This is a genomic window from Halobacillus sp. AWM4_238 (assembly GCF_056158265.1).
Window position 1 is genome coordinate 1,475,999 of the sequence record NZ_JBSWSY010000002.1, and the last position, 14,225, is coordinate 1,490,223.

Here is a 14,225-nt window from a genome sequence, read left to right on the forward strand (position 1 = left end):
GATAAAACCTTCCTTCTATCAAATTTGCATCCCTTAATAATAAGAGGCCGACTCGATAAGTCGACCTCCAATAAATACTCTAAAGCTCTGCCTGTAAAACGACGTCTCCTTCAGGAAGCTGGTTATTCGGCTGTGGTTCTTTCGTGATGGCGATCGCATCCCAGGACTTTTGATTATCTTCAACGATTCGGAATGTCACCGCTCCGTTTCCTTTACCATCCGTCGTAAATGCGCCGGCAGGTTCTGGTTTTTCTCCTTCAATCAGCCATACTTGATAAACCTGGTTTCCTTCAAGCTGACTCAATTCCTCCACTTGGACAAGAAGCTCAGATCCTATGCTGCGATCCACAAAAGTAGCTACTCCAGATCCGGTTTCACCTGTTGTGGCAAGTTGTGTCCGTTGTGTTGGGGTCATCGTATCATCATTCTCACTTTCACGATCTTCCAGTTCCGATAGGGCGACTTGAAGATCAGAGAGATTCGACTCCAGGTTTTCATTTTGCGAAGATAGCTGTTGAAGCTGTAACCCCGCAAATATATTTCCACCAACGGATAAGAGGAGACCCGCAGCAAGCGCCCCAGCCCAAACTTTCCAGCGGTTCGCTTTTTTCGGTTGGGTCACGTTCGTTTGTGATGGAGTCGGTTCAAGTGCTTCTTCTTCACTATTGAAGACGCCATCAAGAACGCGCTCCCTCATCCCAGCTGGAGGTGTGGATTCTTTGATATAAGACGAGAAATCGCCCATGATATCTTCCAATTCCTGCACTTCTTCTTGACAGTCCGGACACTCCCGTAAGTGCTGTTCGAATGCTTCTTTTTCTTTATCTGTCAGCTGGTCATTCAAGTAATCAAGGACATTCTCGCATTGTTTGTTATTCATCGGTGGTCCCCCCTTTCTCATCCAAATGCTCGCGCAGTTTTTTCAATGCGAGCCGGACCCGTCCTTTGATTGTGCCAAGGGGAATGTCACATTTCTCAGCGATTTCTCTTTGAGATAATCCCTGGAAATAAAAAAGGCAAATCATCCGTTGCTGTTCATCAGGTAAGGTGTCGATCGCTTTTCTTAATTGATCACGTTCTTCTCTATCTGTGACGATTTCTTCAACACCGGGCATTTCTTCATTCAAGGAATCCCTTTGATCCCACTCCACTTCCTGGACTTTCTTTTTTCTGATCAAGTCGATGGAGGCATTTCTCGTTATCGTCAACAGCCAGCTTGAAAACTTGCCGCGCTCTTTCACGTATTGACCGGCTCCCTTGCCTCTCCACAATTTGATGAAAACATCCTGCATCACTTCTTCTGCTTGTTGCTGGTCTTTCATCATTCGATAGGCAAAAGAATACAATAATTTTTCATACCGGTTGTAGAGGGTTTCGAGAGCCGCTTTGTCTTTATTGCGTATTCGGTCGTATAGCTCATCGTCCGTCGTTTTGCTCATTCCAATTCCCCTTTTTTCAGCCATAGTCTCTCTAGTATATCTTTTAAAAGGAGATTTTTCACGTTTCACAAAGCATACGAAAGAAAACGAGTGTCGGATCATTTTTCGTGAAAATTTCTTCCGACCGATGCTTTTTTGTTGACCCTTGATTAAGAACATGCGATAAACAAAGTAACGATTATCTTGAAAGTGAGGGATATTTTATGAGTTCTAAAAATAAACCTGCAGAAATTAATCAGGACGGTTCTTTCAAACGCCAGACAAACCGCTTCACGGCATCGTTCGGTGAAGAACTCCCCGTTCAATCTGGCAAATATCGTCTCCTCTGGTCTCCCGCTTGTCCCTGGGCTCATCGTGCCGTCATTGTCCGGAAAATTCTCGGACTGGACTCCGCGATCAGTCTTGGAACGGCAAGTCCTCTTCGCCCGCAAATCGACCGTGTCGATTGGGAATTCTCCCTGGATGAAAACTGCAAAGACCCTGAACTTGGCATACAATATGTAAGTGAAATCTACTTTCATGCTGATCCAGACTATAAAGGTCGCCCAACTGTACCCGTGATGGTTGATATTGATGAGAAAAAAGCCGTGAACAATGATTATTTCAACTTGACCACAGACTTCGAGACGGCCTGGGCTCCTTTTCATAAAGAAGAGGCTCCTGATCTTTACCCTGAAGAACACAGAAAAGAAATCGATCGATGGAGCGACGTCATTTTCCATGACATCAACAATGGAGTCTATAAATGTGGCTTCGCGCAGTCCCAGGAGGCGTATGAACAAGCGTATGATCGGCTCTTCACCCGCCTCGATGAGGTTGAAAAGCATTTGTCTGAAAACCGTTTTCTGATGGGAGACTTCATCACAGATGCTGACGTGAGGCTTTATACGACCCTTGCTCGTTTTGATGTGGCCTATTACAACGGATTTAATACAAATCGGAACCTGATCCGTGAATTCCCAAATCTTTGGGGCTATGCCCGGGATCTCTACCAGACTGAAGGATTTGGGGAAACGACTGATTTTCATGCGATCAAACAGCATTATCATTTATCCATTACCATCGACCCTGAACACACAGAGGAAAAGATTCTGCCGAAAGGTCCGGAACTCGATGTGTGGGAGTCCCCTCACCATCGTGAGAAATTAAGTAAGTCGGAACAAAAGTTTTATGAAAAAAGGAGAACGACATGACTATAATGATTCGGAATGCAAAGAAAGAAGAAATACTTGAAATCCGGAAGCTGAGAATCGCTGCTTACGAAGACCATATCGGTTCTATTCCGGAAGAACATTGGAAGGCACTGAAAAAAGCGATATCCTCTGAAGCTGATCAACAGCCAGGCGTCGATTTAATCGTGGCGGAAGTAAATGGAGACATCCTAGGAAGTGTTGCTCTTTTTCCAGCCCAGACAGACGCGTATGAAGGGTTCGTGGATGCACTCGATTATCCTGAAATCCGAGTACTCGCTGTCATCCCCCAAGCACGCGGGAAAGGAATCGCTTCGGCTTTGATAGAAGAATGCATCCATAGAGCGAAAGCGAAAGGGTATGCGGAGATCGGTCTGCACACCGGTGATTTTATGAAAGACGCCATTGCCTTGTATGAGCACTACGGATTCGAGCGGCTGCCGGAACACGATTTTGAGCCTGCAGACGATGGGATCATCGTGAAAGCTTTCCGTCGCTCAATATAGGATATTAAAGGGTCACTCTGCATTAGAGTGACCCTTTTCATCATTCATACCTTAAATAGTTGTAGTGTTCAGTAGGTACCTTCTTAATAATGTTCCCATCAGAATCTTTGTAGATTTCATATTCACGGTAGGCCTCCACTTTTGCTCCTTCCACCACTTTCGTCCCCTCATGGACGAGCTCCAACTCCATCGTTGTTGATGGTTCGTCTGGCCCTTGATCAGCCACAGCTTCTTTTTCACTCTCTTCTGTACTTACAGGGGATTGGAAATGATCTTCCGGATTCATTCTTGGTGACTCCATGTACCCCACCAAACCAAAAACAGCAGCGAGCAGTAAGAAGGGATAAACTTTTTTCATCTTATCGCCCTTTCTATAAGTCTATGTACAAGCATCTTATGCATCGGCCATTAAAAAAAGGAACCTTCCCGTATGGAAAGTTCCTTTTTTCTATCCATTTATCCGTAAAATCCCCCATGACTATGGTGATACCCACCGTACCATGGCTGATAACTTCCATGTCCTTGATGATATCCATACCCCGGCACATAGGTGCTGTGCCCGTGCTCATAGCCATGTCCTGGTGCATAGGTCCCTTGACCATGATGATAGCCGTATCCAGGGATGTACGTGCCGTGGCCATGATGGTACCCATATCCGGGGATATACGTGCCGTGGCCGTGATGATAGACTCGATCCAAATCAACCGCCCCTTTCCAAATGTTCTATTTATCATATGTGCCTATCTAGGAAAGGGATGGGCAAAAAACACGCCCCTTCGAGGAAGGAGCGTGCTTCTACTTATTTCACTTTAAGGACGACATTGTCAAAGGTAATCTCATGAGCATCAGCAACCTGCCCCATTAGTAACTTCAGAGAGGTCGAGTCATCCGCTGGCATGACAAGTTCGAATGTATAGCTTTGCATCTCTTTCGTTAACGAAACTTTTTCACTTAGGTAACGGTAATATCCCGCGTTTTCTAAAGTTACTTCAATGTCCCGCTCAACAGTGGAAGCGGCATCAAAAGATAAAGAGTACGTGACATCTTTACTTAAGGAAAGACCTGGCTGCTCCACCAAAACACTCCATGCTTCATTTCCTCCATTTACAATATCCACAGAGAGAGATTCATTGATAATGGAAACCTGAGCTTGAGCATCAAAGTGGATGTATGATGACCAGGAGTCCAACCCTTTCGCGAAATCACCATTTTTTAAAGGAGAAGGGTCGACAGGTTTGATGTGAATCATGCGGACGTGATCAAAGGAAACATCTCCAGCTTCCCCACCGAGTAAAAATCTTAATTGTCCATTTTCATCTGCAATATTCTCAGGCATCTGGAATGTTAATGTATGATCCTTCATATCTGTGGTCAGGGAAACAGCTTCTTTTTTGAAATACTCCACAGAACCGTCTTCATTCACAACGTCTAGTTGAATGTCTCGTGTTTGGGAGGCTTTTGCTTGGAATGTCACTTTATATTCCTGTCCTCCAACAAGAGGGATTCCTGCCTGCGTGAAAAGAATGTCTTCCGGTTGTCCCCCTTTATTCTCGGTGACGATTTCAGCTTCACGTGTCGCTTCTGGAACAACGTCATCAGCTTCAGCACCATTTTGCAAACTCAGATTCCAATAGTTGAGGCGACTCATATCCCCTTGGTCAAAGGTACCATTGTAAATGAGATTCCCATCGCCCAGGGCAGGTTTTGAAGAATCCTCTGCGATTTCATCTGTAATGTCTGCTACACGCACATTCCCAATCCAGACTGGTGCTGTACCGCCACCCATATTGAATTCGAGACGCGCAGCTAAGTCCGTGTCTTGATTCATGGTGAAGGTATACTCGTAGGATTGAACACTTTCACTCAAATCCACCGTTTTTTCACCAGAATAATTCGCATACCCTCTCTCAGCGCCTCCGGAAACCTTCGTCATTAATTTCCGGTTAGTGTCGGATTTCGCATCAAACGTCACTTTGTACGTTTGCCCTTCTATAACCGGCAGATGCTGGATTTGCTGCAGGGACCACAAAGCATTTCCGGGATTGCTGATTTCTGTCTTAGCAAACGGTTGACCGTTTACATCATCAATCGTGAGTGTTCCTTCCCCACCGAAATCTGGAAGCTTATAGAAATTCCAGTCTGTCGGATGTGGCGCATCTTGAGGCTCATCGACTAGCGTGATCTCTTTTTCATAGTTCTGATCGTAAATGAAGTTGCCATCTTCTAGAGGCTGTTTCGCATCTTCAGGAAGCGTTTCTTTTTCAACGACAGGCTCTACCGGTTCTTTATATTCTCTTCCTGTTAATTCATAGACACGTACGTAATCCACTTCCATTTGACCAGGGAATTCGGTCGTTGCATCTGGATTCCCTCCGTACCAGCCACCGACAGCGAGATTCAGAATCAAGTAGAATTCCTGATCAAAAGGTGCAGGGAAAGCATATTGATCCGCCTGGTTTTTCCCTTTACTGAACCAGTCATTCAATGTTTGATATAGTTTTCCGTCTACATACCAGCGGATTTCCCCTGGTTCCCACTCGACAGAGTACGTATGATATCCTGTAAAGTCTTCCCCTTCAGAAAAATGGTACTCTTTTCCTTTGTACGTATTGTTCGGGTACTCTTCTCCATAGTGAATTGTACCTCCGATTGTGCTCGGATCGTCTCCAGCTGCTTCCATAATGTCAATTTCACCTGAAGTCGGCCAAGGTCCATACAAATCATCTTCCGGCATCATCCAAAACGCCGGCCAGTACCCTTTACCTTCTGGAAGTTTCATTTTCGCTTCGAATTTTCCGTATTTCTTACTGAAGAGACCTTTTGTCTTCAACTTGGCGGATGTGTAGTCATAAGATCCAAATTCGTCCGTGATTGGTTCTTCTTCTTTTTCAGCTTTGATAACTAGATTTCCATCTTCAATAAAAGAATTCTCACCGGAATCCGTATAGTATTCCAGTTCATTGTTCCCCCAACCAGGAGCAACAGGTGACCCTTGGTCGTCCACGAGCCAGTTCCCAATATCGTAGCTCCATTTGTCTGTATCGATTTCTTCTGATAAAAATTCATCGTTCCAGACAAGTGACCAGTCCGAAGCTTTTTCAGACCCATCATATACAAAAACTTTGTTAAGCTCAGCATTCACAGTAGCCACTTCATTTTGAATGTCTTCATGAATATAAACCGTTCCAGATACCGTGATCTTGTCTAAAAGGATGTCTTCCCCACTAACAATGAATAAGTCGCCATGAATTGTAGAATCACGTAGCGTGACACCGGAAGCATTGATCCATCCATTCCCCTTGATGTCTTGCCCTATGTATTCTCCTTGCTCGTTATAATAGGCATCGATGTAACGGTCCACGAAGGAGAAGACATGCTTACGCTTCACTGGTTTATTCGAATCATCCCAGGAATTAAGCGCGCCTTCAACTGGGTAGGGTAGAAATTCTGTTAACACTTTCACTGCTTCTTCTTGTTTAATTACAGACCGGAGCTTCCCTTTTGAACCCGTTGCTTCTTGTAGCTTCTGAACCACTTCTTTCTTCTGTACACCAAACAGATGACTAAGAACAACAGCATACTCTCCGCGTTTCATGGATGCGCTTTCATTTTTCTTGTTGTTCAACCCATCAAATAGTCCTTCGTCATACCAATCGATTCCATCTTCTTGTTTCCCTTCTGACTTTTTAGCATGAACAGGTGTAACACTTCCTAAAACCATAAACAGCACAATCAAACCATAAACGATTTTTTTCAATCTGTTTCCTCCTTTAATTTATAAACTGGGTGTCATCCATCTAAGAGGTTTGGGTCATCTATCAAATGATTTCCTCCTTAAATTAAATGGAAGAAATTTTTATGAATGGTTGGGATAAAAAAAAGGGAAACGAGCATCTTCCTATTTGAAATAGAACGAAACCGGTTTCCCTCAAGGTCAAAAAAATTTATACTTCAAATTTGTGATTTTCTACTGTCTCTTTGTACCAGTAGTAACTGTCTTTTCTTGTACGCTCGTATGTTTCAAAGTTTACATGGATGATGCCGAATCTCTTATCATACCCTTCCGCCCACTCAAAGTTATCTAAGAGTGACCAGACGATATACCCGACGATCGGTACGCCAGTTTCCATAGCACGGTTTAGGGAAGTCAAGTGCTGCTTGAGATACTCAACACGCTCTGTGTCATGTACCTTACCATCTTCCTCTACACCATGGTTATAGCAGGCTCCATTTTCCGTGATGTAAATCGGAACATCTCCGTACGTCTCATGAAGATCTTTCAATGTGTAGTAGAAGCCTTCACCATAGATCGGCCAGCCGATGTCTGTACGGCGTTCGTCCAAAGCGATTTCTTCCACTTGAAACAATCCTCCGTCTTCCTTGTAACGCCCAAGACTGCCTGTATAATAGTTGATTCCCATCATATCAATCGGTTGAGAGATGATTTCAAGGTCTCCGTCTTCCATGTTTAAGGTCGCGCCGTTTTCAGCAAAGAGTTTGACTAACGTATCCGGGTATGTACCTTTGAACACTGGATCCATGAACCATTCTTTCTGCCACATCATCCCGCGTTTACATGCATCAACATCTTCTTGATTCGGGCTGTACGGCTCAAGCCAACCTACGTTCGGGGCATAACCGATTTCTCCATCCGGCACGAGGGTGCGGAAAGATTGGACGGCTTTACCGTGGGCGAGCAATAGGTGATGGGCGACATCAACACCTGCTTGCAAACTCGTTTTCCCTGGTGCGTGGATGCCTAGATAGTTAGATAGGAAAGAAGCGCACCATGGTTCATTGATCGTCAACCATTTTTTAACTTGGCCGCCGAACTCTTTGAACATTGCATTGGCGTACGATAAGAACGCATCTGTCGTCTCACGGCTTTCCCACCCGCCTTTTTCCTGCAATACTTGAGGGAGATCCCAGTGGTAGAGTGTAATCATCGGCTCAATTCCGTTATCTAAAAGTTCCTGAATCAAGTTGCGGTAGTACGCGACGCCCTCCGGGTTCAATTCCCCTGTCCCGTCAGGAATGACACGGGACCAGGAAATCGAGAAGCGATACAAGTCAACTCCGAGCTCCTTCAAGTGCTGCACGTCTTCTTTGTACATATGGTAACTGTTGCACGCGTGATCCCCGTGATCACCGTTTTTCACATTTCCAGGGGTGTGGGAGAACACATCCCAAATTGACGGTGTACGTCCTCCTTCATTCGCCGCTCCTTCAATTTGATAGGATGCAGTCGCTGCTCCCCATTTTAATTGGTCAGGAAATTGTATCGTTGTCATTGCCTTTACCTCCAGTTAATCTTTAGGAGTCTAGCGTTCTATGGTAGATGCTCGTGGCACCAGCTCCGGGTCCACTTTGACATCCTGAATGTCATGCTCGTCTTTCATCAAATCTTCGAGCATGTACGCCGCTAGCTTTCCTAGTTTTTGTTTGTCTTGTTTCACAGTTGTCAGTGGTGGATCACTATATCGACAGGCTTCAATGTCGTCACACCCGATCAGTTGGATATCTTCAGGGACAGACAATCCCACTTCCTTGATGGCCTTCAATGCTCCAAGAGCCATCATATCGGAAGCTGCGAAGACAGCTTCTGGAAGACGGTCTCCCTTCAGAATCTGTTTCATACCTTCATATCCACTGTTTTCGAAAAAGTCGCCATAATAGATCCAGTCTTTATGAATCGTCAGTCCAAATTGGTTCATAGAATCGATGAATCCGATGTTCCGGATGCTTGATACAAGGGAGTTTTGTTTCCCGCCAATGTAGGCGATGTTACGGACTTTGTTTAAATAAAGATACTCCACGACCTTCGCTCCGATTTTTGCATTGTCTGTCATAATGTAGCTGGATCTCGGACCTTCCAGCTTCAAATCAATCCCGATACAAGGAATATCGCTTTTCGCAATATCATGAACAGCCTCTTCAATTTCATCACCGGCGATGACAAGGCATCCATCGACATGGAAATGCTTACACCTTTCCAGGTATTTGCTTTCGCCTTTATAAAATTTTTCATTTGAAAATAGCAACAGGTCATAACCTAACGACCCGACCGCCCTTTTGAATGAATTGACGACTTCATTGAAAAAAGGGTGGGTAAAGTCTACATTGATCTTACCGGCATAGATCAGCCCGATCAGGTTTGATTTCTTCGTAGCCAGAGACTTGGCTGAAAACGTAGGTTGATATTTTGTATCTTCGATAATCTTATAGACTTTCTTTCTGGTCGATTCACTGATGCCTCCATAATTGTTGATGATTTTAGAAACAGTGGCTGGAGACACACCGGCCATTTTAGCTATGTCACGTATTGTTAAGTCCATATCTTGTTCTCTCCTTCAAAGCTAGCCGTTATGTGGTTACCATCTATTGTATCAACAATTTAGAGGGGATGGCATAGATTTACTTAATCGACCCTTCAGTGATGCTTGAAATGAACCAGCGATTGAAGATCAAGAAGATGATGATCAATGGAACCGTAGCCCAGAATACGCCTGAAAGCAGCATTCCAAAGTCGACACGGAACGCATTGTTCAATGAAGCAAGGGCTACCTGCAAGGTGTAAGACGCCGGGTCACGCAAGACGGTGAACTGCCATAAGAACTCTCCCCATACGAGCGTAAAAACGATGATGCCTAAGGTCGCAAAGGCTGGTTTGATAATCGGAAGGACAATGCTCCGGAAAATCCTGAAGTTCGAACATCCATCAAGTTTCGCTGCTTCCATCAACTCGTCCGGTACGGACTCACTGATGTATTGACGCATTAAGAAGATGCCTAATGGATTTAGTAAGAACAACACCCCTGCTCCAAGTAACGTATCCAACCATCCTAATTGGGAAACGAGATAAAATTGTGGTATCAATCCCAGCTGAGGAGGAATAACCATCGTCAACAGGATCAAGATGAAGAAAAAGTTTTTACCTGGGAACTGGAACTTCGCAAAAGCGAATCCTGCCAATGAGCTGATCAATAGCACTGCAATGGTTACTGTCGTACATAATAGAATCGTATTCCACATCGCCTGGAAGAATGGAATCGTATCCAGGACTTTCATGAAGTTTTGTACCAGTTGATCTCCCGGCAATAGTGTCGGAGGGATCGAGTTGTAAGCGGCACTCGGCCTGGTCGCCATGACAAACATCCAATAAAATGGGAAGATGGATAAAATGGAGGCGATCCATAAGATGATGTAAACGGGAAGCGTCCCTTTTTTCATTCCTTTAGCTTTTCTCACTTCTTAAACGCCCTCCTTTTCTGCTTACGACCGACTCCAGAAGTCAACCATGTATTGATTGCTGCTGCACTTACAATGATGATCAATAGCAATACCGCTGTCGCTGAAGCTGTTCCGAATGATCCTAGATTGAACGCATCACGATACAGATACATAACGACGGTCATGGCTTCATCACGGTTGAAAGCGGATGAACCTAAGAATACTGCTGGTTCTGCGAACAACTGCAAGGCACCTACCGTAGACATGAACACTGTTAAGATAATGAATGGTTTCAACATTGGAATGGTAATATGAAGGAATTGTTGAACTTTCCCAGCTCCATCAATAGTTGCCGCTTCATACAAGTCTTTTGGAATACTTTGCAGACCTGCCAGGTAGATGATGGTGTTATATCCGACCCATCTCCAGAAAACCATTAATGAGATAGCAATTTTCGCTCCCCATTCGGATGTTTTCCAACTGACTGGATCAACACCGAAAAGACCAATCACATAGTTTGCAAGAGCTGTTTCACTACTACTGAAAAACACCCCGAATACCAAAGCAACGGCTACCATCGATGTGATGTATGGCATAAAAATCGTCACACGGAAAAAGTTCGTGAAACGAATGACAGCCATGTTCAGGAAGTAAGCTAATATAATACCGACGATTAATTGCGGGGCTGTCCCCATCAATCCGATAATGACTGTGTTATATAAGGATTTCCAGAACAAAGGATCCTGAAGGACGATCGCAAAGTTACTTAATCCTACGAAGTCCATCTCTCCAAGTCCATTCCAATCCTGGAAGGCCAATACGATACTGAAAACAGCTGGATAAAGACCAATGATTCCAAAAATGATGAAAAAGGGTGCAATATATAAATATCCAGACAGCATATCTTTTTTCTTTTCAGACATTTGGGTAGTGGATTTCACTTTTGAGGCATGCTGACGTTTTTGTACACTCTCCACTCGATTCCCTCCTTTATGTAGGAGGGCCGGATGTATCCATCCAGCCCCGAAAACGTTCTAACGACTTACTAGACCTTCAATTCGTTTGACAGCCGCTTCCCATTCTTCTTCAGGATCTGCGCCTTCTTGGACATTTCTAAGAGCCGTCAACACTTCATTGTTCACTGTTACGTATTTCGGTCCTTTGTACACTTCAGGAATTTCTTGTGCTGCTTCTGCAAAGTATGCCGCAGTGTTTTGCCCACCGAAGTACTCATCAGAGTTGTTTACGAATTCTTCCATTTCGTACACTTCTGGAGCAGATGGGAACAATCCACTTTCAACGAAGGACTCTAATTGGTTCTCAGGAGATAGCATCCATTTAGCGAATTTGTACGCTTCTTCACTATGTTTCGTTTCAGAAGGAATCGCTACATAAGAACCTCCCCAGTTTCCGGCAAAGTCTGTTGGAAGTGTCGTTACTCTCCACTTACCTGCGCCTTCTGGTGCATTTTCAGTCATGTAACCTTTCAACCATGCAGGCGCCATTTCTACAGCAAATCCACCTTGGTTCAATGCATTCGCCCATTCTGGTGTCCACATTTCGAATGATCCTACAACGCCTTTTTCATTGAGTTCAACAGCGTAATCATAAGCTTCTTTCACACCATTGTCTGCTTCACCAAGCAATAGTTCACCATCACGGTTGAAATAGCTGACTTGAAGAGCATCCATGTTTGCACGGAAGGCCATTTCCATACTGTCGACCATTGGCTTGCCTGTTTTATCCAATACAGATGTCGCAGCATCTGCGAATTGTTCAGGAGTGGAAATCATTTCACTAACTTGATCAGGATCTGTCGGTAGTCCAGCTTCTTCGAAAACTTCTGTGTGGAAGTACATTGCTTTTGGACCTATGTCTGTAGGTAAACCGAACAAGAAATCGCCTTCTCCATTTTCAGCCATTTTCCATTTCCAATCTAAGTATTGATCTTGTACTTCTTCCGCGCCTAAATCGTACAAGTTAACAAAACGATCTTGCGCTTCGCGGTAACGATCCAGCTGATCGACCTCGATCATCGTCAAATCCGGTGCACCCGTACCTGCTGAAATGGATGTGAACAAACTATCGTGGTGATCACCCAACTCAGAGTTTTTGATATTGATGGTAACATCTGGGTTTTCTTTTTCGTATTCTTCTGCTAATGCCTCATAGTTGGTCGCTCCAAACACCCAAAAATCAAGAGTGACTTTGCCTTCGCCTGAAGCAGATTCTTCATCGCTACTACACGCATAAAGAAACATCGATAAGACCAACAATAGAACGACGGATACATGCTTTTTCACTTTCACCATTCCTTTCAAATTCCTCCGTTATTTTACTTCCCCCTCATTAACGAAACCGGTTTCGTTAATGTTTAAAAAAAATCAATTGATTTATTAGGTTAGCTTGATTATAACGACATATGAATCCGTTTTCAATGCTTTTTTCAGATTTTTTCATAAATAAATGCGATTTTTAGTAAACCGGTTTCCTTAATTTCCATATACAGGATCTATAGGGTTTATTTATTACGAGAAGCAGTCCGTTCGTCGCATTTCTTGTCATAGTGAGCATGAAACTCTACGAAAGGGGAATAGGGTTACTGTAAGCCAAAAACATTGAGGAGGAACGAAATATGTTATGGCTCTTGCTGTTGATCCCGATCGTGTTGATTGGTCTTTCCATTTATTTCGAGCGCAAGAGAAGAAGCCAGCCTCATGTCAATATGGCGCATCAAAATAAAGAAACCTATGAAGAAATGTATTATGACCATGGAGCTGCAAAAAAATCATCAGACCCGAAACATTCCAAACCTTTTTAGAAGCACAACAAAAGCGGAAGCTCTCAAGCTTCCGCTTATTCATGCCCATGGGAGGAGTGTTGTTCATCCCCTAACAGGAAAATTTCCAAGTCCTCTATGAATGGAGTCCGAAAAATGACTCCTTCTGTATCCAACACGATAAATTGCGGCAACTCTTCAATTTCTAAGAGTTTCTTATAGTCATAGGGTTCATCGGGGATGCTTGTGAGGATGTTAAATGAATAGAGCCTCTTCTCCCAAACTTCAGGATCATGAAACATCTGGTTGATCTCCTGCTGAAACTCTTCTGCAGAATCCTCCTCACTTTTGAAAGCGAGAACACTATACCGCCCTTCTACCTCGGACTTTATTTCATTCACCAGTTTCTCTTTTTCTGAACTGCATCCGGTAAGGAGAACAAACAACCCCATTATAGAAATGAGAAACTTCCTCAACTTCTTTCCCCCTTATCCCCTAATCCTATCGATGACCCGCGCGCAGACATAGGCCACCTGATTTTTTAGGACGGCTTTTTATGCTTGTAAAAATTCCGGTGAATAATGGACAGGACCTGATACCTTTTCTAACGCCCCTCTTTTCAACTCTAAAGCCATAAACGCTTCATCAGGAACTTCGAAAGGCGCATTGATCCCGTAGTGGGAAGCTGGTTGAAAACCAAATGTAGAATAGTACCCTGGATGCCCAAGGACGATGACAGATTCAAACCCTAATTCCTTAGCTTTTTCTAGAGAGTGCTTCATCAACGCTCTTCCTATTCCTTGATTTTGATAGGAAGGAAGTACAGAAACAGGGGCGAGGGCCAGAGATTTCACAGAATCTCTTTCCCCTATCGTTATTCTCGTCAGCATGATGTGACCTAAAATTTCACCTTTTTCTATAGCTACGAGGGAAAGTTCAGGGATATAGGCGTCTGCATCCCTCAACCTTCCTACGAGTTGATGTTCGGTTTGATCACTCATTTCTTCTTTTTTAAAAGCTCTTACAATGACTTGTTCGATGGTTTGAAAGTCTTCTTTTCTCTCTGCTCTGATTTGCATGC

At 43.9% G+C, this 14,225-nt stretch carries 15 protein-coding genes; 3 read left to right on the top strand and 12 right to left on the bottom strand.

Going from position 1 to position 14,225, the window contains the following annotated elements; all coding sequences use genetic code 11:
• Positions 1 to 79: 79 nt before the first annotated feature.
• Together ACXACN_RS07640 and ACXACN_RS07645 are read right to left on the bottom strand one after the other, a co-directional pair.
• Complete coding sequence (locus ACXACN_RS07640) at positions 80 to 880, bottom strand: anti-sigma factor (protein ID WP_474963532.1); 801 nt, start codon at positions 878 to 880, stop codon at positions 80 to 82.
• The gene (locus ACXACN_RS07645; protein WP_474963533.1) at positions 873 to 1,439 is read right to left on the bottom strand and encodes an RNA polymerase sigma factor; all 567 of its coding nucleotides are present in this window, start codon (positions 1,437 to 1,439) and stop codon (positions 873 to 875) included. Before ACXACN_RS07645 ends, ACXACN_RS07640 begins: the two co-directional genes overlap by 8 nt.
• 203 nt (positions 1,440 to 1,642) lie before the next feature.
• Here ACXACN_RS07645 and ACXACN_RS07650 point away from each other — a divergent pair, with 203 nt between their 5' ends.
• On the top strand, positions 1,643 to 2,632 hold the full coding sequence (locus tag ACXACN_RS07650) for a glutathione S-transferase family protein (RefSeq protein ID WP_474963534.1): 990 nt from the start codon (positions 1,643 to 1,645) through the stop codon (positions 2,630 to 2,632).
• Positions 2,629 to 3,135: a GNAT family N-acetyltransferase gene (locus ACXACN_RS07655; protein ID WP_474963536.1), complete on the top strand. Its 507-nt coding sequence runs from the start codon at positions 2,629 to 2,631 to the stop codon at positions 3,133 to 3,135. Before ACXACN_RS07650 ends, ACXACN_RS07655 begins: the two co-directional genes overlap by 4 nt.
• A gap of 40 nt (positions 3,136 to 3,175) precedes the next feature.
• On the opposite strand, the gene ACXACN_RS07660 is transcribed toward ACXACN_RS07655, so the two are convergent.
• From ACXACN_RS07660 to ACXACN_RS07695, 8 genes are all read right to left on the bottom strand, one after another.
• Positions 3,176 to 3,493, bottom strand: a complete 318-nt coding sequence (locus tag ACXACN_RS07660; protein WP_474963538.1) for a hypothetical protein — start codon at positions 3,491 to 3,493, stop codon at positions 3,176 to 3,178.
• A 98-nt stretch (positions 3,494 to 3,591) separates the two neighbouring features.
• A complete protein-coding gene (locus tag ACXACN_RS07665; RefSeq protein WP_474963539.1) occupies positions 3,592 to 3,834 on the bottom strand; it encodes a hypothetical protein in 243 nt (80 codons plus the stop codon).
• Between the two features lie 100 nt (positions 3,835 to 3,934).
• Complete coding sequence (locus ACXACN_RS07670; protein WP_474963540.1) at positions 3,935 to 6,892, bottom strand: carbohydrate binding domain-containing protein; 2,958 nt, start codon at positions 6,890 to 6,892, stop codon at positions 3,935 to 3,937.
• Between the two features lie 187 nt (positions 6,893 to 7,079).
• Positions 7,080 to 8,426, bottom strand: a complete 1,347-nt coding sequence (locus ACXACN_RS07675) for a GH1 family beta-glucosidase (protein WP_474963542.1) — start codon at positions 8,424 to 8,426, stop codon at positions 7,080 to 7,082.
• 30 nt (positions 8,427 to 8,456) lie between these two features.
• On the bottom strand, positions 8,457 to 9,470 hold the full coding sequence (locus ACXACN_RS07680) for a LacI family DNA-binding transcriptional regulator (RefSeq protein WP_474963544.1): 1,014 nt from the start codon (positions 9,468 to 9,470) through the stop codon (positions 8,457 to 8,459).
• 79 nt (positions 9,471 to 9,549) lie between these two features.
• A complete protein-coding gene (locus ACXACN_RS07685; RefSeq protein WP_474966827.1) occupies positions 9,550 to 10,365 on the bottom strand; it encodes a carbohydrate ABC transporter permease in 816 nt (271 codons plus the stop codon).
• A gap of 14 nt (positions 10,366 to 10,379) precedes the next feature.
• Positions 10,380 to 11,288, bottom strand: coding sequence for a carbohydrate ABC transporter permease (locus ACXACN_RS07690; protein ID WP_474966829.1), 909 nt, complete (start codon positions 11,286 to 11,288; stop codon positions 10,380 to 10,382).
• A gap of 111 nt (positions 11,289 to 11,399) precedes the next feature.
• On the bottom strand, positions 11,400 to 12,677 hold the full coding sequence (locus ACXACN_RS07695; protein WP_474963546.1) for an ABC transporter substrate-binding protein: 1,278 nt from the start codon (positions 12,675 to 12,677) through the stop codon (positions 11,400 to 11,402).
• Positions 12,678 to 13,000: 323 nt separating this feature from the next.
• Here ACXACN_RS07695 and ACXACN_RS07700 point away from each other — a divergent pair, with 323 nt between their 5' ends.
• Positions 13,001 to 13,186 carry a hypothetical protein gene (locus ACXACN_RS07700; protein ID WP_474963548.1) on the top strand — a complete coding sequence of 62 codons (186 nt, stop codon included), beginning with the start codon at positions 13,001 to 13,003 and terminating at the stop codon, positions 13,184 to 13,186.
• Between the two features lie 35 nt (positions 13,187 to 13,221).
• On the opposite strand, the gene ACXACN_RS07705 is transcribed toward ACXACN_RS07700, so the two are convergent.
• Together ACXACN_RS07705 and ACXACN_RS07710 are read right to left on the bottom strand one after the other, a co-directional pair.
• On the bottom strand, positions 13,222 to 13,620 hold the full coding sequence (locus ACXACN_RS07705; RefSeq protein ID WP_474963550.1) for a hypothetical protein: 399 nt from the start codon (positions 13,618 to 13,620) through the stop codon (positions 13,222 to 13,224).
• 78 nt (positions 13,621 to 13,698) lie between these two features.
• On the bottom strand, positions 13,699 to 14,223 hold the full coding sequence (locus tag ACXACN_RS07710; protein WP_474963552.1) for a GNAT family N-acetyltransferase: 525 nt from the start codon (positions 14,221 to 14,223) through the stop codon (positions 13,699 to 13,701).
• Positions 14,224 to 14,225: the final 2 nt, after the last annotated feature.